Consider the following 17,521-nt stretch of genomic DNA (forward strand, 5'->3'; position numbering starts at 1 on the left):
GGCCTGGGCTCGGGCCGGCCGCGATGGGGAATCAAGCCGGCTCACTGTCGCGTCTAGGAGGCGAGGCCGGTGAAGCGGTCCACGTAGCGCTGATCGGCGTGAGCGAGGTCCAGCAGGACGAAGAAGTCGGCCGAGCCGAAGGACACGTCATGCGCCGGTTCACCAGCGACGACGGCTCCCAGGCGGAAGTAGCCGCGCAGCAAAGGTGTGGGAGCGGTTACAGGCGGTCCCGGCTCAGGCGGCGCAGTCCACGGGACGTGGGGGTGAATTCTCGGCTGCGGTGACATGAGCCCGCGATCGAGGATGTACTGTCTTGTCGCTGCAGCTTGATGCCCACCGTCGCGCAGGGTGACCGATGTACATCCGCCGAACCAGCGGCATTGACTGGTACGCGCCCACCCCAGGATTCCTGCCCATATGTGGGCGATGACGGCGCCGTTTCGGTGCTCAGGGTGCACCGCGAGCCGGCCTATCTCCAACAGGTCGGGAGTAATCACGTGCAACGGCGATAGGTCGAAAAACTGCTCCGAGTAGCGGTGACCGGCACGGACCGCCTGTTCTGGACGCAGCATGCGGCAGGTTCCGACCAGAGACCGTGTCGGACGATGCGTGATCAGTAGGTGATCGCAAAACCAGTCGAACGTATCGGAGTCGCGTTCGGAATCGTCGTCGCCTCGCCTGAACTCCGTGGCAAACACCCGCTGGCGTAACTCCTGCGCGGCAGCGATCCGCTGCGGCTCCCTGGTGACCTCTGATTCGTACGGACTGATTGATACGTTGGACATATTCGTTACGTCGTTCGAGGCGACCTGGAGTTCAGGTCGTCGGCACGCGTTCGGAGAGCCGTGAGCGATCTGCTGCTGCGGATGGAACGTTCAGTAGGGCACGGAGCCCCGAAGCGGAGGAATACCGCCCGTACAGCCAGTTCAGGCCAATCAGTGGTGGTCGCTGGCCAGCACATATCCGCGGTGTCCTATGCGACCGTTCCGCGCAAGGCTCCGTGCGGCGATTCGTCGCCAGGGTTCCCGGGCGAACATCCCCGCCGTTTGCCGCGGCAGGATCTCGCTGCCTCACGGGCGGATCGATCAGGAGCGGAGTCAGCAGCACGGTGGCGGCGCTGCAAAAGCGCTACACGCCGCCACCGTGTCGGCTACCGCCGGCTGGCGGTCGCTTCCGTCCCCTGGAAGATGTCGTCGGTCGTCTCGTGCAACCCTGAGGTTGTGCACCAGTGAGTAGTCGCCTGCGGCGCCCGCGTCAGCAGTTTGGGCCAGTGAAGCTCGTCCTCGCTGCGGCGGCAGGCGTACAGGTCGGCCGTGACGACACGAAGACAACAGTGGGTTGGCCGTTTACTGGCGGGCTTCAGGGGTGCACGGAGAGGCCATAGCCGGACTCGAGGCGCAGGGACTCAATGAGCACGAAGGCGTTGCTGTCGGTGTAGACGTCGGCACCGGCCAGCACCCCCGTGTACTTGGCGACGACCGGGGCGGCCGTGGCCGCGACGAGCGCGTCGAAATACGTCTTGGTCACGGCCCACTGGTTACCCGGATACCTCTGGGCGAAGGGAGTGCGATCAACCGTGTCGATCGCGTGCTGGGCGCTCGCGGTGAGGTCGTCCATGTACTGCTGATGCAGCGAAACCTCACGCCGGCTGCCGAGCTTGACGTGCCCGGCGATGAAGGTGTCGAAGCTGTAGTCGAGTGCGGTCGCGGGTACACCGACGAGTCCGAGGATGTCCTGGCTGACGTTCAGCGCCGCGAACGGCACCCAGGACGGGATGACCACGTCGACGAGCATGAGCGCCCGATGGTGCGGGAAGTGGACGAAAATGCTGTCGATGGTGTGGTTCGGCCCGTGATACGCGAGGTCGACGCGTTCGCCACCGACACGCAGCACGTAGCGGTCGTCGAAGACGACGTCCGGTACGGGGCGCCGGGGGTCCTTCAGGCCGCGCAGCACGCGACGGGTCTCCGTGTGGCCGATGCGCACCACGTCCTTGCCGAAAAGGCCCGAAGCACCGATATGGTCGACGTGGAAGTGTGAGTACACCAGGTGAGTCACCCGGTTGGGCCGGCCGGATGGCAGTGTAACCGAGTCGATGGCGCGCTGCAGGTTCCCGCCCATCGAAGGTGGGGCGTCGAAGAGCACGACGCCGTCCCGGGTCGTCAGGAAGGCGGCCACGTACCCCGCGGCGTCGGTTACCCAGTACAGATTCCGGCGAATCGGTGCGACGTAATAGCCCTCGGGTCCGATGGCGGGTCCTTTGGCGAACGGCGGGATGGGCGCGAAGTCAGGCAGATCGGAGGAAGCCGGGGTGTCGGCGGCGAAGGCCGCGCCAGCCGGCAGGAGGGTACCCAAGGCGGGGATCGCGGTCATCGCGAGAAGGGCTCGGCGAGAGGTACCGGAGATCGGTTTGTCGCTTGATGTCATGGCGTTCTCCTGGGGTGGATGAATCGAGTGGGCCTGTGCAGCCGCGAGGCCGTCGTTTGAGACCTGTCCCAATCGGCGCGGTGCCCTCATCCCCGGCCAGCGTGTATGGCCGAGGATGACCGTCCCGTTCTGCGTCGTCGCCGCATGCGAGGGGGTTCAGGAGGCCGAGCAGGCACTGGAGGTGAGCCGTCCTGGTCGGCGGTCCCACTCTGCGGCTGCTTGCCGGTCCTTGTTAGCGCAGGCCGAAGGCGTACAGTTTGTTGTTGTTGATCGTCGGCGTGCCGTCGACGAGGCACTGGGTGCCGCAGTATCCGGAGCCCCAGTAGACGGAGCCGTCGGCGATCGCGGCGCCGCCTGTGACCGAGCCGCCGCTCGCGAAGCTCCACTTGATTTGACCGGTCCGGGCGTCGAGTGCGTACATGTTGGTGCCGGTGGGGTCGAGCGAGCCGGCGTAGACGACTCCGTTGGCGGAGCTCACGAACGAGGTATCGAACGAGCCGCCCGGGTCGGGCGTCTGCCAGAGGATGCGGCCGGTTGCGGGGTCGAGCGCGGCCCACGACCCGGCCGTGGCCGTCCGGCCGGCGTAGGGTCCTGTACCGCCCAGGACGTACGGCTTGCGCGCGGTGTCGCCCTCGGCCACGTAGATGCGTCGGCCGTCGGTGGCGGTGCCGTATTCAATTCCGCCGTTACCGCCGTTGCCCGCGGGACCACCGACGGTCTGCCAGGCCACCTTCCCGGTCGCCGGCTCGACGGCCCAGTACACGCCGCTCTTCTGGCCGATACCCAACAGCTGGCGCCGGTGGCCGGTTGCGGGGTCGACGGTGGTGAACAGGTTGGGGCCTGCCCCGAAGTCGTAGTCCGGGCCGGCCGGACGGGGAACTGTCCACAGATCGCTGTCGATCGTGCGGACGGACCAGGCAACGTGGCCGTCGCGCAGTCGCAGCGCAAGGATCGAGTCGAGGTAGTTGTCGGGGGCCGACGGCGTGCATCCGGTCTGGTCCGGTGCCTCGCAGATGCCGTCGGGAACGGTGTAGTTGTTGCCGGTGCCGACGTACATGAGGCCGCGTACGGGGTCGATCACCGGGCTGGAGGACCATACGGCGTTGCCCGTGTAGTAGCCGGGCAGGTTGGAGTCGCTGTCACCGTTGTTCGACGGCACGGTGTAGGTCTTCCACAGCATTCGCCCGGTTCGTGCGTCCAGTGCCACGATTTTGCCGCGGAACGTGCTGGCCTCCACACCCTCGCCCTTGGAGGAGACACCCTGGTAGATGATGCCGTCGTGGATCGCCGGCGAGCCGGTGATCATGGACGCCGGGTCGGTGTCGACCTGGGTCGACCACACGAGCTTGCCCGTGTGGCGGTTGACGGCGAACACTTTGGCGCCTGCCGCGCCCGGGCTGAGGATCCAGCCGTCGCCCAGGATGAGGTTCTGGCCGTCGAGGGCCGGGCTGGTGCGGGACACGTCACCGGCGACGCCGGTGTAATCGGCGATGTCCTTGGACCACAGGACGCGACCGCTGGTGGCGGCGACGGCCCATAGCTTGCCGCCGTAGTCGGGCACATAGACGACCCCGTCGACGACGGTAGGGGTCGCCGAGACGGCGCCGGCGGTGGTCAGCGTCCAGCGTGGCTTCAGACGGCCGACGTTGGCGGCCGAGATCTTGTGCTCGGCGGCCTGGTGGTGGGTGTCGTTGATGTTCTGTCCGGCCATTGGCCACTGTTCCGGACCGGCGTCCCGGTGGGCCGGTGTTGACGCCAGGCTCGCGGTCAAGGCCATGACCACGGCCGCGATCTGCGTGAATGGCATGGGATCTCCTGCTCTCACTTCTTAGCTTGCTTGCTCATGCATGTGTTATAGGGTGAGGACGATCTTGCCCCGGATGTCCCGACGTTCGGCTCTGCGGTGGGCCTCGGCTGCCTCCTCCAGTGGCAGGACAAGACCGACCCGCGTGACAGCGCGGCCGGCCGCCAGGTCGGCGAGGATGCCGGCGAGTTGGTCGCCGCGCGGCTGGACGTGTAAGCGGTGCGCCTGGACGCCGGGTCGCGAAGGAGGCTGTTCCGGTCCGCTCACCGCGATGAAGACGCCGCCGTCGCGGACCACCGGCAGCAGGTCGCCGCCCGTTCCCGCCACATCGACGACGGCATCGAAGCCCTCCGGAACGGCCGCACGGGCCGCCGCCACCAACTTCTCCGGGCCGCCGTCACGCCGGAGGACGACGTGGGCGCCCAGCGCGGCGACGAAGTCCTCGTCGCCCGCCGAGGCCACCGCGACGACGCGGCCGCCGAGCGCGACGGCATGCTGTGTGGCGAAGCCGCCGACCGACCCGCTCGCACCCGTGATCAGCACTGTCTGACCCGCGGAGATGCCCGCGAGGTCCACGGCCTGCGTGCCGGTCTCGGCGCCGAGCGGCACCGCGGCGGCGAGCACGTCGTCCAGCCCGGCGGGAACCTCGGCGAGCCAAGAGGGGTCGACAGAAATAACCTCGGCGTACACGCCCTCGTGGGTGGCAAGCCACGGGACAAGCCCAGCTACCCGGGCTCCCGGGCGGAACGGCCCGTCGCCATCGACGACGGTTCCGGCGAAATCCGCACCCAGGACGAACGGCGGCGCGAGATCCGGGAAAGCGGCCTGCAAACGCCCGGACCGTATGGCGAGGTCGAGCGGATTCACTGCCGCTGCCTTCACCCGGACCCGGACCCGACCGGGTCGCGCTTCCGGCTCTCTGACCTCCGCGACCGAGAGCACGGCGGGATCGCCGAACTGCCGTTGCTGGATGGCTCTCATGACCCTCTCCGATCCGTTGTGGATGCGGCCAACATAGGCAGCAGTTACTTGCTCAAGCAATGAAAAACCAAGGAGATCCATGTCACTTGCGTGCGCAAGCATTAGGATTACTCTGCGGGAAGGTCTGCCACAAGAGAGGACGTGCGTCATGTCGGAGAACGCATCCACCGACGTCATCGTGGTTGGGGGCGGGTCGGCCGGTGCCGTGCTCGCAGCCCGCCTCAGCGAGAACCCGCGGCGGCGTGTGCTGCTGCTGGAGGCGGGGACGGCCTATGCGCCCGGGGCGTACCCGGAAAGCCTGCGCAACGCCGACGTCGTCGCCGACCCGGCCCACGACTGGGGTTACACCGCGCGCGGCGGCACCGGCTCCCCCACCATTCCGACCCCACGCGGCCGTGTCCTGGGTGGCAGCTCGGCAGTCAACGCCGGGGTGGCCATCCGGGCCCGCGCCGAGGACTTCGCCCGCTGGAGCCGCTACGGCATCGACGGGTGGTCGCAAGCGGACGTACTACCCGCGTTCCGGGCGATGGAGAACACTCCCACCGGCGACGACCGCTTCCACGGCCGTACCGGGCCGCTACCGGTGCGCCAGCGCACGGACGCCGATTTGACGCCGGGGCTCCGAGGCTTCGTCGAGGCGTCGGTGGCTCAGGGCTTCAAGCGGGTCAGCGACTTCAACGGCGACGACCCGGCCGGCGCGGGCGGTTACCCGCTTACCGTGCTCGACGGCGTCCGGCAGAACACTTCGCTGGTTTACCTGACCGAAGCCGTACGTCGACGCCCCAACCTCACCATCGCCGGTGACATCACCGTGGACCGCGTGCTGTTCGAAGGCGCCCGTGCGGTAGGTGTCCGCACCGCGGACGGCACGGAGCAGCGCGCCGGCGAGGTCATCCTGTCCGCGGGAACATACGGCAGCGCGGCCGTCCTGCTGCGTTCCGGCGTGGGCCCTGCGTCGGACCTGGCGGGACTGGGCATCAGCACGGTCGCCGACCTGCCGGTCGGCAAGCGCCTGCACGACCAGCCCTTCTACTACAACGCGTACGCGCTGGCGCCGGACCACCTGCAGATGTCACCGGCCGTAGGGGCGTTGCTGTGGATCGCCTCCAGCGAGGCCGCCGAGGATGAACTCGACCTGCACATCACCGCCACCCACCTGATGCCCGGCTCGTACAGCCCGACCGGCGGGGCCATCGTCTTCGCCGTATCGGTGGTGCAGCCCGAGTCCCGCGGCACGCTGCGACTGGCGAGCCGCGACCCCGAGGCGGCGCCGATCATCGACAACAACTATCTCGCCACGCCGCGCGACCGGCGCCGCATGCTGGAGGGCGTCAAGCTCAGCAGGGCCATCGGACGCAACGACCGGTTCGCGCCGTACTCGGCCGGCGAACTGGTGCCCGGCGATACGGTCTCCGACGACGACACACTCGCCCAGGTGATCCGGGACAACCTCGCCGTGTATGGCCACCCGACCTCGACCGTGCCTATGGGCGGCCCGCAGGACCCCTGGGCAGTGGTCGACGCGCGTGGTGTGGTCCGGGGCCTGAGCGGGCTGCGTGTCGTCGACGCCTCCATCATCCCCGAGGTGCCGTCGACGGTCACGAACCTGACCACCATCATGATCGCCGAGCGGATCGCCCGGCTCGAATACGGGTCCTGACCATCGATGAGCTCCCCTACCCGAACCATGCCGGCCGTGCTGTTCACGTCCGGCCGTCGAACCGTTCTCGCCGAGCACCCGGAACCAGAGCCGACGCCCGGCAAGGTTCTCGTCGACGTCGATCTCACCGGCATCTGCGGTAGCGACCTGCACGCCGCCGACCTCGAGGTCTATACAGCCGGCCACATCCTGGGTCACGAGGTGGCCGGCCGGGTCCGCAGCGTCGGCGAGGGTGTCAGCGGCTGGCGGCCCGGCATGCGGGTCGCGATCAACCCGAACGGCAACATATGCGGCACCTGCCGCTGGTGCCGCGCGGGCCAGTTCAACCACTGCGTACGCGCCACCCAGGAGACTGCGGTGGGCATGCAGCAGGACGGCGGTCTGGCCCCGCGGCTGCTGCTCGCAGCATCCACGCTGCGGGTCATTCCGGAAGAAATGGGCCGCGTGGAGGCCGCGTGGGTGGAGCCCGCCGCCACCGCACTGCGAGCCGTACGGCTCGCCGGCGATGTCGGAGGGCGCACGATCCTGGTCACCGGAGGTGGCCCGATCGGTCAGCTCGTGATCCGCCTGCTGCGGCAAGCCGGTGCGGGGCGGATCGTGCTCTCCGAGCCCTCGCCCGAGCGGCGCCGGTTCGGAGCCGCATCGGGAGCGGACGAGGTCCTCTCACCGGCCGAAATGCCGGAAGGTCTTGCCGTCGACGCGGTGATCGAGTGCTCGGGCAACGCCGGCGCCACCCGGCAGGCCGTCGGTGCGCTGGAGCCGCGCGGGACGCTCGTGGTCGTCGGCGCCGGGCCGGGCTCCGGACTTGACCCCGCTACCATCCTGTTTAAGGAGCTCGTGGTTCGCGGCTCCTTCACGTACGTCTCCGAGTTCGACGACGTCATTCCGATGCTGGCCGACAACCGGCTGCCGGTGGCCGACCTGACCACCGAGGTGGTGCCGCTCTCCGGCGCCCTGGACGCCATCGCCTCGCTGCGTCAGGCGTCGACGATGAAGGTCCTGGTCGATCCGGCGCTGTGAGGCCGGCCCGGCATCACGGGGGTAGCGGCGGCGACGGAAACGCGGGCACGCGGGTGTCACGGCCGGTCGCTGCGGCCGTGACACCCGCGCGCCTGCGCCCGACCGTCGCCTCCACCCCCAGGACCGCCGACTCGACATGAGGCACGGCTCGATCACCAGCCTCGTAACGGAAGGCATGGTGACGCCTGATCCCGTGCTGCAGCTGCACGATCACGACGATCGGTGCCGCAGTCGGCGTGCATAGGTTTAGGCAGCACGGCTGGGCGGCGATATGGCAGCTCCGTTCCGCCACGCTTGCCCGCGCCGTCTGGTGCAATCCGCTGAATACTCGACATGGTGACGCAGCTTCGGTAGCACCACCTGAACCGGACTACCCCTGGCGCACCGGCTGCGGGTCCCTCCTGAAATGCAGGGCCCGCAGCAAATCCACGTGGCCTACCGGATCGGCGCGGACGCGCTGCTCGAGCAGGCATCCAACGACGCTGCTCCGGCCACCGCCGATTTCCCCCAGAGGCCTGCGTCGTCGCCACCGCGACGACGGGTGGCAGTGAGCCCGCGAAGGGCCGAAACGACTAGGCAGTTTGATGGTGCGCGGTGGCCCTCCAGGCGCTGGTCGTCCTGATCGACGGCCTCGCATGCGGCTGGCTCGGTCGCGGTGAAAGCGCCCTCGATGCCTGCGCTCCTGCTCCTGGAGGGACGGCTAGGTGAGCACTTGAGAGAACCTCTCGCGCGTCGCGACGAACTCGCGTCGGATTGCCCGGGGCGCCGACCATTCAGTCGTCCGGGAATGCGTTACTCATTGTCTCATCGTGCCTTCGGAGGTGCGCCTGCATACCGCCGCTGCGGCTGGCAGGCGCTCGGCACGACCGTGGGGCCACGGCAAGATATCGCCGTAACTCCACGGTCGTGCCGTCACTGTCAGGAGTTGACGACGACTACCTCGTAGGTGGGCGAGGTTGATGGGATGCCGGACTCGAAATGCGCGTTCACCGCGGCGAGGCGGTCGCCGAACAATGCGGCGGTGGTGGGGAAGCCGAAGGCAGGGCTGCTGATCACCTTGGTCTGCACGCCTTGGGTCAGGCTGCTGTTCAGCTGGAATCGCACTATCAGGTTGTCGGCAGCCCGTACCGCCCACAGCCGGTGCCCGTCAAGCACGAGACCGTCGACATTGGGTACATCAATGCCTTGGATCTCGTCGCTGGCGCCGGTAGCCGGGTTGACCCTGTAGAGCCGGCCGGTGGGGGTGTGGGCAACGATCAGCGTGCGGCCGTCGGGTGCGGCCACGATCCCGTTGAGGTTGACTGTGCCGCTTGTGTCTGCGGCCGGTCCGGTGACCATCAGCGTGCGGGCAGCGCCTAGCCTGCCGTGTCCGTCGACGGGAATGAAGAAGAGTTTCGCCTCTGCAGAGTCGGTGAGCCATGCGCCCTCGGCCGTAACCGCCACGTCGTTGATGAGATCGCCGTCTGGGGCGAGTTGGTAGGTCGCTAGAAGGGCGCCGGTACGGAGGTTGTAGACGTACGCCTGGCCGCTGAAGCTGCCGGCGACGAAGAGCAAACCGTGGCGGACGTCAGCCTTCAAGCCAGCCGCCTGGCTTCCATCGGGGGCGTCGATGAACTTCTCCACGGCTCCGCTACGGATGTCGCCGCGGAAGATGTCGCCGTTGAACAGATCAGTCGCGTAGAAGGTCGGCCCCGCGCCAGCGGCTACGCCCTCGGCGGACGTGGCCCCTGGCAGGCCGATAACCCGGGGAACCCCGACCACGCTGTAGGTAGCGATGGTGGCCGCGGCGCCAAGAGCCGGCACCGCTGAGGCACCAAGAAATCCGAGCGCCAGTACCGGCACCACCGCACCCTGCAGCAACCGAGCGATTCGAGGATTTCTGTTTTTGCTGGACACGTCTACTCCAGTCATTGATGGAACGGAACTCGCGGTCTTTGCGGGCACCGCTGCGAGCGAGCCCTACGCCAGAGGCTGGGCGGGACAGCCTGTACTCCAGCGCCGGGCCGGTGTAACGACAGCTACGCCAGCGGATGGCGTAGCCGGCACGGCCTTGCTGGGGATTTGCATCACGGCCGCATTGACGACTGCCGGATCGCCGGGCAACGTATCCCAGAGTCAATGGGGCTTGCGCGATCGAGGGCGCACAGCCGTTATGCCGGGCTGAGCAGCACATCTCGGAGCGGTCACCGCGGCGCAACCCGCAGCGCCCATTTGGCCGCCGACATATGACGGCCGGTCCCCGTTTGCAAGCTCGTACGCCTCGGTCGAGTGACGTTTCGCGGAGCGCCAGCGGCAACGAAGTAACACCAATTTGCGTAGGCGGGCCGCGCGGGGTTCCAACCCTGTCGGCGCCACCGGGCTCGTCGCGCCGGTGACGCCGATCATCGACGAGTCGTCAGTCGTGGACGCTCATTTCGAAGCCCTGGTTGAGCCGGGCAGACTCCAGCAACGCGAACGCAATCGACTCGGTGTTGACATCGACCGCGCCGAGCCGGCCGAGGTACTTCTTGATTACCGGCTCCGCCGCGACGGAGGAAACATAGTTGAGGTGATGCTTCACCGCCGCCCAAGCGTTGGCGCCGTATTTGGCATAGAACGGCGTCGGGTCGACGGTGGTCAGTGCCCGCCGGACCTCGATGTTGAGGTCGGCCATGTACGCGTCGTGGAGCTGTACGTCCCGCCGGGTTCCGACACGGCCCAGGTGCCCCCCGAGAAAGTGTTTCCAGGGAAGCTCGAGCGCCTTCGCCGATGCGGCGACGGAACCTGGCACATCCTCGCTGAGATTGAGGTTGGAGAACGGGACCCAGCCGGGGTAGGCGATGTCGACTAGGACGAGCGCGTCGTGGCCGGGCAGGTGGATATAGATGTTGTCGGGGGTGTGGTTCTCGCCGAACCAGTGAAGTTCGATGCGCTCACCGCCGATGTGCAACGTGCGGTGGTCGTCGAAGGTCTCCTCCGGCGCCGGCTTCTTGGGGTCGTTGTCGCGCTTGAGCAGTCGGCGGGTTTCGCTGTGGCCGATACGGGCGATGTTTTTGCCGAAGATGGAAGAAGCGCCGGCGTGGTCCGAGTGATGGTGCGTGTAGATGAGGTGTGTGACCTTGTTGGGTAGGCCGAGGGGCTTGGTGACCTCGTCGATCGCGCGCTGGATGTTGTGCCCGAGGGTCGGTGGGGCGTCGAGCAGGACGACCCCGTCGCGGGTGGCGATGAACGCGGACAGGTAGTCGGTGTCCGTGACGAAGTAAAGATTGCGGCTGACCTTTCCGACCGCGTAGCCCAGGCTGTTGACCGGCTTCCCCAGCGATGACGGCGGGATCGGCGCGTAGTCCGGCAGGTCGTTCGGGTCCTCGGCAGTTGCCCCGGCCGAAGCGAATGCGGCGGCGGGCGTGGCGAGGGCCGCCGCGGCGGAGCCGGCCACGGGGGCCGCGGCCAAAGCTGCGGCGCCGGCAAGGAAGCTTCGGCGTGTGCTGTTGTCCATCCCTGGACTCCTTCGAAACTGGTCTCTTCACGTACTTGAAGTCACCGTAAGCACGCTGATTTGCTTTCGCAAGCAAGTCGTTCCATTGGTCACAGTCGAAGTGGCCCGAAGCCGGCCGCGACCGTCGGTACTCCGTGACGAGTCTTACCAAGGGCTTACGTGCCGTAAGAGCCTCTGAGTGCCCGGACACCAACACGCGTCCGAGGAACACCGATGACTCAGGAAGCAGACCGATGAACAACACCACTCGCGCCGCTGCCGTCGCCGGCGCCGTCCTGGCCGCAACGGCCACCACCGCCGGGCCGGCCTCGGCGTCGACCAGGCACCACCCGGCAGGTGGGGTCTTCGTCCAGACCAACGCACTGGACGGAAACTCGATCGTTGCTTTCGACGAGCACCTTCACGCGCTCGCCACGTACTCGACCGGCGGCCGCGGCGGTCTTCAGACCGGAGCGGCCGCCGACCCCCTCGCCTCGCAGGGCTCACTCACGCTCGATCGGGAACACGGCCTGCTCTACGCGGTCAACGCCGGAAGCAACACGATCACCGTCTTCGCCGTACGCGGTGCCCGACTCACCCGGCTGCAAGTGACCGGATCCGGCGGGGTCTTCCCGACCAGTGTCGCCGTGCACGGCAACCTGGTCTACGTCCTCAACACCCGCGACGGCGGCTCGGTCCAGGGCTTCCGCCGCATCGGGGACCGCCTGGTGCGGGTGCCGTCGTGGCACCGCTCGCTCGGCCTCGACGCCACCGCCACCCCGGAGTTCACACACTCCGCCGGGCAAGTCGCGTTCACCCCCGACGGCCGGCATCTGCTCATCACCACCAAGGCCAACACGAACGAGATCCTCGCCTTCGGCGTGGACCACACCGGCGGGCTGACGCTCGCCGCGGCGCACAACGTCGAAGCGGGCGCTGTTCCCTTCGCGGCGGCCTTCGACCGCTGGGGTCACGCCGTCGTCGCCGAAGCCGGCCCGAACGCCGCCGCCACCTTCTCCGTGCATCACGACGGCAGGCTCACTGCGCTGTCCTCGTCCCCGACGGGTGGCGCAGCGACGTGCTGGATCGTGGGCGTGAACGGCGTCTTCTACCTGTCCAACGCCGGCTCAGCGACCATCAGCGCCTTCCGCACCCGCGCGGACGGCTCGCTGGAAAGCCTGGGCGCTGAGGCCACCGACGGTCCCGGTGCCGTCGACGCCACTGTTTCCCCCGACGGGCGGACGTTGTACGCCCAGACCGGCGGCGGCACGGACGGAGTCACCAAGTTCACCATCGCCCGAGACGGACGGCTGCACCGTGCGAGCTCGACGACGGTGCCGGGCGGCGCCAACTCTGAGGGCATTGCCGCCTTCTGACCCGGCCCGCGGTAGGGGCCGCATCGGAAGATGCGGCCCCTACCAGCAACGGCACCTGTCGGACAGTTTCAGTCGCACCACGTGCCGACCAAACCACGTGCTGGCCGAAGGCGGCCGGCAGGCCGGATGGATCTCTGCCCTGTAGTTGCAGGGCGGCCGAACGAGAACGGCCACGCCGGCTCCGCATCGGTCTCCCGGCATCAGCTCTGACCAGTAGACGCTCGTCCGGCCCCTTGTGCCGGCTCTCGTCGTTATGCCGCCACCTCCGGGCCATACGGTCTGGTGCGTCGGATCGGCTACTCGACGATGGAAGGTCCGGAAGCACACCAGCCCCTTTGGTGGGCGTGCGCCCCGAGGCGTCCCGGCCGAGCAGCAAAGCGTTGACGAACGGTCGCCGACGTGGCTACCTCTCCGAGCTCACCTTGGGCTGGCCGCCTTGGCCGCATCGGTGCTGGCTTGGTGTGCATGTCGTACCACTCACCGCAGGCCTTTGACGAACGTGCGGTCAGGGTCGGCGGCGATGCTCACCTCATCGACGGCGGCAGTGCGCCCGTCCTCGGCCACGAAGGCGACTCGCACCGGGCGCTCGTCGGCGACGCGACGACGGCCATATGCGGGCGGGTCCCCCGGCGAGCGTAAATGGTCGTCGCCCCACTGCTGCAAGGCCCCGAGTACCAGGCGCAGCTCACGCCCTGCAACGGTCAGGTGGTAGTCGACCCGCGTGCGCGCACCCGCCACGCGATACTCGCGAGGTTCGAGCACACCAGCGGCCACCAGGGTCGTCAGTCGCGCCGTGAGGACCTGCGGCGAGAGGCCCAGCGCGGACTGGAAATCGGCGAATCGGGTGGTGCCGGAGTGCGCCTGCCGCAGGATGAGCAGACTCCAGCGCTCTCCCACGACTGCGAGGCTTCGCTCGATGGAGCACAGCGCGTCGGGCGCAACATACGGTTTGCGGGCAGTCACGGCCGCGTCATACTTCGGTGGGCTCGACCGGTGTTCCAGCGATGCGAGCCCCCAGGTCGAGTTCGAAGTTGCCGGGCTGCTGGAAACCGGCCGTGAAAAGCCGGGCGAAACGCTCCTGCATGCCAGGCCGTCGCAGGCTCCGGCCGAACGCCTGATGGCCCGGCGGAAACTCGGCTTCCGGCGGCAGCGAAGCCACATCGACCAGCTCCTTGGTCTCACGGACCGCGGTCTTGTCGAAGCCAGCCACGCGGCGGGCGAACGCGTCGGTGAAGGCGTCGAGCTCGGCGTCCGGGACGACACGGTTGACGTAGCCGTACGCGGCGGCCACGCCGGCCGGGAAGTCGTCCGCACCCAGCAGGATCTCCAGGGCCCGGCCCCGGCCGACCAGTCGAGGCAGCCGTGCCATAGGGCCGCCACCGGGCACCGCTCCTGCGGCGACCTCGAACTGGCCGAGGACCGCACGGTCACCTGCGAACCGGACATCCGTGGCGAGTACGAATTCGCTGCCCGCTCCGCGGGCCCGGCCGCGCACGGCCGAGACAGTCAGCAGAGGCAGGCGGCTCAGTCGGATGAGATTGTCGAGGTAGGGGTCAAGTCCTGTCGGCGTGGGCGGCAGCGCTGCGATGCGATCGCGGCCCGAGCGCACGTCCCAGTGCGCCATGAAGTAGTCCGGGTTGCTGCTGGTGAACACCGCAACGGTCAACGCGGGTTCCTGCTCCATCCGGGTCAGCAGTCCGGCGAGCTCGACGACGGTGTTCTCGTCAAGCAGGTTGAGCGGGCCATTGGCGAATGAGATGCGCCAGTACGCGGAGGAGATCTCGTCGACCTCGAATTGTGTGCTTGTCATGGTCTTGAGCTAACCAGGCTGGCTTCCAAAAAGGTAGTCAGGGTGACGATGCCCGCACGCAGGTAAGACAACGAGGAACTACCGTCGACGCCATGTACATCAGTACGCGTTTCGCGGCGTCAACACGCTCGTCACCCTCGGCGTATGCGGTGGAAGGCTACTGCGCTGAGAAAACCTGCCTTCTCGGTCAGAACGAGGCCGAAGTCACCCGGAGTCCACTTTCGGCTGAGCGACGCCCGATGGTCCACCTCCGCACCTTCCGGCCCGCCCCGGGAAGACGGTCTTCGCATTGGACGGGTACAGCGGCTGGCGGTTGATCGCAGGCTTGGTGTCGGCTGCTCGATCGCCGAGTCCACCGAGACGTGCCGCCTGGCGTCGAGCGGGATGCCACCCTCATAAAGTCCCGGCCGGCGCCGCGACTGCCGGGGTCGCCGAGAAGCTCAGGCGTGGAAAGTGCTGCGAGCTTGCTTGTCAGCGACGGATGAGCCTGTTCTTACGTAGGGACTGCGGTCTCGACGCCGATCCGGGTTTCGGCGGACGGTTGAGCCGCAAACGACGCGCGGAAGACCCCGTCGAGTTCCGTCAAATGCGCGGCATTGGCGACTACGCGGTATCCAGGCCCGTTGTAGGAATCGAGCACCGTGTCGGATGTCATGAGTGTCCTTCAACCGGCTGCTGCCGTTGCTGACAGCACGTCGGCAGGGGTAAGCCGGCCCGCCGTGCCGCTGGCGTAGACACTGACGAGAAGGTGGCCGGTGGGGTCTATGAGGAAGCCGGCGGGTTGGAGGTACCGGGGATCGTCGTTGTCGAATGCGCCGGTCAGCTCGGCTATTTCGATGGTGTTGGCACTGTGTCCGACTGGATAGGTCAGCCCCAACGCTGCAACCATCGTGGTCGTGACCGGCTCACCGTCGACGGAGAGGGCGAACACCCGGACGCCTGCGGCGGTCAGCTCGGGCATAGCTTGCTGAAACGCTGCCAATTGCACGTTGCAGTCAGCGCACCAGGCGCCCCGGTAGAAAAGGACGACACCCATGTCGCCCTCGAGCGCACCGGGTAGCTGCAGCGAGGCACCGTCGGGCAGCCTCAGGGTCACGGCCGGGAACTCATCGCCGGGATGCAGCATTGTCATGACGGCGATACTCCGAAGGCCCGGTTCAATCGCTCGACGCTGGCGTCATCGAGCGTGATGTCGCGGACAGCCAAGTTCTCGGCGAGATGCCCGAGGCTCGATGTCCCGGGGATGAGCAGGACGTTCGGAGCCGCGCCGGCCACCCAAGCCAGCGCCACCTGCACCGGGCTGATGCCCAGAAGGCGGGACACGTCGCGTACGTCGGGATGCGCGACGATCGACTGCCGCTGGCTTGCCGGAAATCCCAGGGGAGTGAACGGCACGAAGGCGATGCCCCGATCCGCGCATAGCCGCAGCACCGCGTCCGAGCCGCGCTCAAGCAGGCCGAACGAGTTCTGCACGCACACAACTTCGGTGATTGTCAGAGCCAGTAGCAGCTGCTCGGGCGAGACGTTGCTCAGACCGACGCCGTCGATCAACCCGTCGTCACGGGCCTGCGCCATGACTTCAACCTGATCGGCGAATCGTGCGTCGGCCCCGCGGCCGCCCATCACCCGCAGGTTCACGGCGGCCAACCGGTCGACGCCAAGGACCGTCAGGTTGTCCTCGATCCCCTGGCGTAGTGCTCGCGGGTCATCCCAGGCGACGACGCCACCAGATGGTGTCCGACGGGCACCGACCTTGCTCACCAGCACGAGATCCTCGGGGTACGGGTACAGAGCGTCGCGAATCAGCTCGTTGACGACCCTCGGCCCGTAGTAATCGGCGGTGTCGATGTGGTTGACGCCACCCTCCACGGCCCGGCGCAGGACTTCCAGCGCTATGTCCCGGTCTGCGGGTGGCCCGAACACTCCCGGCCCGGCGAGCTGCATGGCGCCAAAACCCACGCGATCGACGACGTGCCGAGCGATGGTGAACGTCTCCATCTCAACCTCCTTTGCTTGTGCAAGCATAGTAACTGGCCGGGTGGCGGTCGAGCAGCGGGTCACGCCGCGCACAGCGAGGTAGGACTCCCAAAGGACGGGCGATGCAGCTGCGCGGCTATCGACTTCGTACGCTGGTGCTCGTGCCACTAGACGACACCTCTGCGCAATGGCTCACCGAGCTCGGCGCTCAGGGCACTGTTCGAGATGACGCGCACGCGCGGCTGCACGCGCTCCTGCTACGGGCCGCGCGGGCCGAGGTGAATCGGCGGTCGAGGCGGCCAGCGATCGTCGGCGTCGAAGCGGACGACCTCGCCCACCAGGTCGCGGCCGACGCGATGCTCGCCATTCTCGGGAAGTTGTCCACCTTCCGGGGTGAGAGCCGATTCACCACTTGGGCGTACAAGTTCGTCGTCCTGGAGGTCTCGGCCAAGATCGCCCGGCACACGTGGACGAAACAACCGCTGACACCGTTCGACGAATCCGACTGGGAACGAATACCGGACACTTTCGGTCTCTCGGCCGAACGAGAGGCCGAGTGGCGAGACTTGCTCGCCGCTTCTCGCTTCGCGATCGAAAATGAGCTGACCGAACATCAACGACGCGTTTTCAAGGCCGTTGTGCTCGACGGCCGGCCACTCGACGTGCTGTGCATCGAGTTGGACACCAACCGCAACGCGATTTATAAGACGCTGTTCGACGCCCGCCGTAGGTTACGCAAGACACTGGTCATCAAGGGCTACCTACCGGAGGATCGATGAAAGGCCGGGTTGGAGACCTCGACACCTTCTTGCGCACCGACCCGCGTGACGTCGGATGCGAAGAAGTCATCGAGATGCTGCACGTATATGCCGACCTACACGCTGCCGATCCCGAGGATGCCCGCGCCCGTTACCCCGGCATCGACGTCCACCTCCGAAGCTGCGGGCCATGCCTGACCGACTTCGAGGGCCTGCTCGAGCTGATCTCAGGCTAAACGCGGGCCTGGAGGGAC

15 protein-coding genes are annotated in these 17,521 nt (G+C 67.5%); 5 read left to right on the forward strand and 10 right to left on the reverse strand.

The annotated features are described in order from the left end of the window. Nucleotides 1–53: 53 nt before the first annotated feature. From Ato02nite_RS23880 to Ato02nite_RS23895, 4 genes are all read right to left on the reverse strand, one after another. Complete coding sequence (locus Ato02nite_RS23880; protein ID WP_213008830.1) at nucleotides 54–785, reverse strand: GNAT family N-acetyltransferase; 732 nt, start codon at nucleotides 783–785, stop codon at nucleotides 54–56. 574 nt (nucleotides 786–1,359) lie between these two features. Next, complete coding sequence (locus Ato02nite_RS23885) at nucleotides 1,360–2,427, reverse strand: MBL fold metallo-hydrolase (RefSeq protein WP_246607352.1); 1,068 nt, start codon at nucleotides 2,425–2,427, stop codon at nucleotides 1,360–1,362. Nucleotides 2,428–2,659: 232 nt separating this feature from the next. Then, nucleotides 2,660–4,234 carry an outer membrane protein assembly factor BamB family protein gene (locus Ato02nite_RS23890; protein ID WP_213008831.1) on the reverse strand — a complete coding sequence of 525 codons (1,575 nt, stop codon included), beginning with the start codon at nucleotides 4,232–4,234 and terminating at the stop codon, nucleotides 2,660–2,662. A 45-nt stretch (nucleotides 4,235–4,279) separates the two neighbouring features. Then, entirely contained in the window at nucleotides 4,280–5,212 is a 933-nt protein-coding gene (locus tag Ato02nite_RS23895; protein WP_213008832.1) for an NADP-dependent oxidoreductase, read from the reverse strand. Nucleotides 5,213–5,360: 148 nt separating this feature from the next. Here Ato02nite_RS23895 and Ato02nite_RS23900 point away from each other — a divergent pair, with 148 nt between their 5' ends. Together Ato02nite_RS23900 and Ato02nite_RS23905 are read left to right on the forward strand one after the other, a co-directional pair. Beyond that, nucleotides 5,361–6,872, forward strand: a complete 1,512-nt coding sequence (locus tag Ato02nite_RS23900; protein ID WP_213008833.1) for a GMC family oxidoreductase — start codon at nucleotides 5,361–5,363, stop codon at nucleotides 6,870–6,872. A 36-nt stretch (nucleotides 6,873–6,908) separates the two neighbouring features. Then, complete coding sequence (locus tag Ato02nite_RS23905; RefSeq protein ID WP_213008834.1) at nucleotides 6,909–7,892, forward strand: zinc-dependent alcohol dehydrogenase; 984 nt, start codon at nucleotides 6,909–6,911, stop codon at nucleotides 7,890–7,892. A gap of 918 nt (nucleotides 7,893–8,810) precedes the next feature. On the opposite strand, the gene Ato02nite_RS23910 is transcribed toward Ato02nite_RS23905, so the two are convergent. Next, nucleotides 8,811–9,788, reverse strand: coding sequence for an SMP-30/gluconolactonase/LRE family protein (locus tag Ato02nite_RS23910; protein ID WP_246607353.1), 978 nt, complete (start codon nucleotides 9,786–9,788; stop codon nucleotides 8,811–8,813). A gap of 499 nt (nucleotides 9,789–10,287) precedes the next feature. Further along, entirely contained in the window at nucleotides 10,288–11,367 is a 1,080-nt protein-coding gene (locus tag Ato02nite_RS23915; RefSeq protein WP_246607354.1) for an MBL fold metallo-hydrolase, read from the reverse strand. A gap of 233 nt (nucleotides 11,368–11,600) precedes the next feature. Here Ato02nite_RS23915 and Ato02nite_RS23920 point away from each other — a divergent pair, with 233 nt between their 5' ends. Then, a complete protein-coding gene (locus tag Ato02nite_RS23920) occupies nucleotides 11,601–12,722 on the forward strand; it encodes a lactonase family protein (RefSeq protein WP_213008836.1) in 1,122 nt (373 codons plus the stop codon). 477 nt (nucleotides 12,723–13,199) lie between these two features. On the opposite strand, the gene Ato02nite_RS23925 is transcribed toward Ato02nite_RS23920, so the two are convergent. From Ato02nite_RS23925 to Ato02nite_RS23940, 4 genes are all read right to left on the reverse strand, one after another. After that, nucleotides 13,200–13,685 carry a winged helix-turn-helix transcriptional regulator gene (locus Ato02nite_RS23925; protein ID WP_213008837.1) on the reverse strand — a complete coding sequence of 162 codons (486 nt, stop codon included), beginning with the start codon at nucleotides 13,683–13,685 and terminating at the stop codon, nucleotides 13,200–13,202. A 7-nt stretch (nucleotides 13,686–13,692) separates the two neighbouring features. Further along, a complete protein-coding gene (locus tag Ato02nite_RS23930) occupies nucleotides 13,693–14,532 on the reverse strand; it encodes an enoyl-CoA hydratase/isomerase family protein (protein WP_213008838.1) in 840 nt (279 codons plus the stop codon). A gap of 664 nt (nucleotides 14,533–15,196) precedes the next feature. Next, nucleotides 15,197–15,664 carry a redoxin domain-containing protein gene (locus Ato02nite_RS23935; protein WP_213008839.1) on the reverse strand — a complete coding sequence of 156 codons (468 nt, stop codon included), beginning with the start codon at nucleotides 15,662–15,664 and terminating at the stop codon, nucleotides 15,197–15,199. After that, nucleotides 15,661–16,530 carry an oxidoreductase gene (locus Ato02nite_RS23940; RefSeq protein WP_213008840.1) on the reverse strand — a complete coding sequence of 290 codons (870 nt, stop codon included), beginning with the start codon at nucleotides 16,528–16,530 and terminating at the stop codon, nucleotides 15,661–15,663. Before Ato02nite_RS23940 ends, Ato02nite_RS23935 begins: the two co-directional genes overlap by 4 nt. 101 nt (nucleotides 16,531–16,631) lie before the next feature. Between Ato02nite_RS23940 and Ato02nite_RS23945 the strand changes: the two genes are divergently transcribed. Further along, on the forward strand, nucleotides 16,632–17,288 hold the full coding sequence (locus Ato02nite_RS23945) for an RNA polymerase sigma factor (protein ID WP_246607355.1): 657 nt from the start codon (nucleotides 16,632–16,634) through the stop codon (nucleotides 17,286–17,288). Further along, nucleotides 17,285–17,503: a zf-HC2 domain-containing protein gene (locus Ato02nite_RS23950; RefSeq protein WP_213008841.1), complete on the forward strand. Its 219-nt coding sequence runs from the start codon at nucleotides 17,285–17,287 to the stop codon at nucleotides 17,501–17,503. Before Ato02nite_RS23945 ends, Ato02nite_RS23950 begins: the two co-directional genes overlap by 4 nt. Nucleotides 17,504–17,521: the final 18 nt, after the last annotated feature.

The sequence above is a fragment of the Paractinoplanes toevensis genome, from assembly GCF_018332695.1.
In the GTDB taxonomy this organism is placed as follows: Bacteria; Actinomycetota; Actinomycetes; order Mycobacteriales; family Micromonosporaceae; genus Actinoplanes; species Actinoplanes toevensis.

What these genes read in the sequence shown, in the direction of transcription:
- Ato02nite_RS23880 (WP_213008830.1), bottom strand. Translation starts at nt 785, where the DNA reads ATGTCCAACGTATCAATCAGTCCGTACGAATCAGAGGTCACCAGGGAG.
- Ato02nite_RS23885 (WP_246607352.1), bottom strand. Translation starts at nt 2,427, where the DNA reads ATGACATCAAGCGACAAACCGATCTCCGGTACCTCTCGCCGAGCCCTT.
- Ato02nite_RS23890 (WP_213008831.1), bottom strand. Translation starts at nt 4,234, where the DNA reads ATGCCATTCACGCAGATCGCGGCCGTGGTCATGGCCTTGACCGCGAGC.
- Ato02nite_RS23895 (WP_213008832.1), bottom strand. Translation starts at nt 5,212, where the DNA reads ATGAGAGCCATCCAGCAACGGCAGTTCGGCGATCCCGCCGTGCTCTCG.
- Ato02nite_RS23900 (WP_213008833.1), top strand. Translation starts at nt 5,361, where the DNA reads ATGTCGGAGAACGCATCCACCGACGTCATCGTGGTTGGGGGCGGGTCG.
- Ato02nite_RS23915 (WP_246607354.1), bottom strand. Translation starts at nt 11,367, where the DNA reads ATGGACAACAGCACACGCCGAAGCTTCCTTGCCGGCGCCGCAGCTTTG.
- Ato02nite_RS23920 (WP_213008836.1), top strand. Translation starts at nt 11,601, where the DNA reads ATGAACAACACCACTCGCGCCGCTGCCGTCGCCGGCGCCGTCCTGGCC.
- Ato02nite_RS23930 (WP_213008838.1), bottom strand. Translation starts at nt 14,532, where the DNA reads ATGACAAGCACACAATTCGAGGTCGACGAGATCTCCTCCGCGTACTGG.
- Ato02nite_RS23935 (WP_213008839.1), bottom strand. Translation starts at nt 15,664, where the DNA reads ATGACAATGCTGCATCCCGGCGATGAGTTCCCGGCCGTGACCCTGAGG.
- Ato02nite_RS23940 (WP_213008840.1), bottom strand. Translation starts at nt 16,530, where the DNA reads ATGGAGACGTTCACCATCGCTCGGCACGTCGTCGATCGCGTGGGTTTT.
- Ato02nite_RS23945 (WP_246607355.1), top strand. Translation starts at nt 16,632, where the DNA reads ATGCAGCTGCGCGGCTATCGACTTCGTACGCTGGTGCTCGTGCCACTA.
- Ato02nite_RS23950 (WP_213008841.1), top strand. Translation starts at nt 17,285, where the DNA reads ATGAAAGGCCGGGTTGGAGACCTCGACACCTTCTTGCGCACCGACCCG.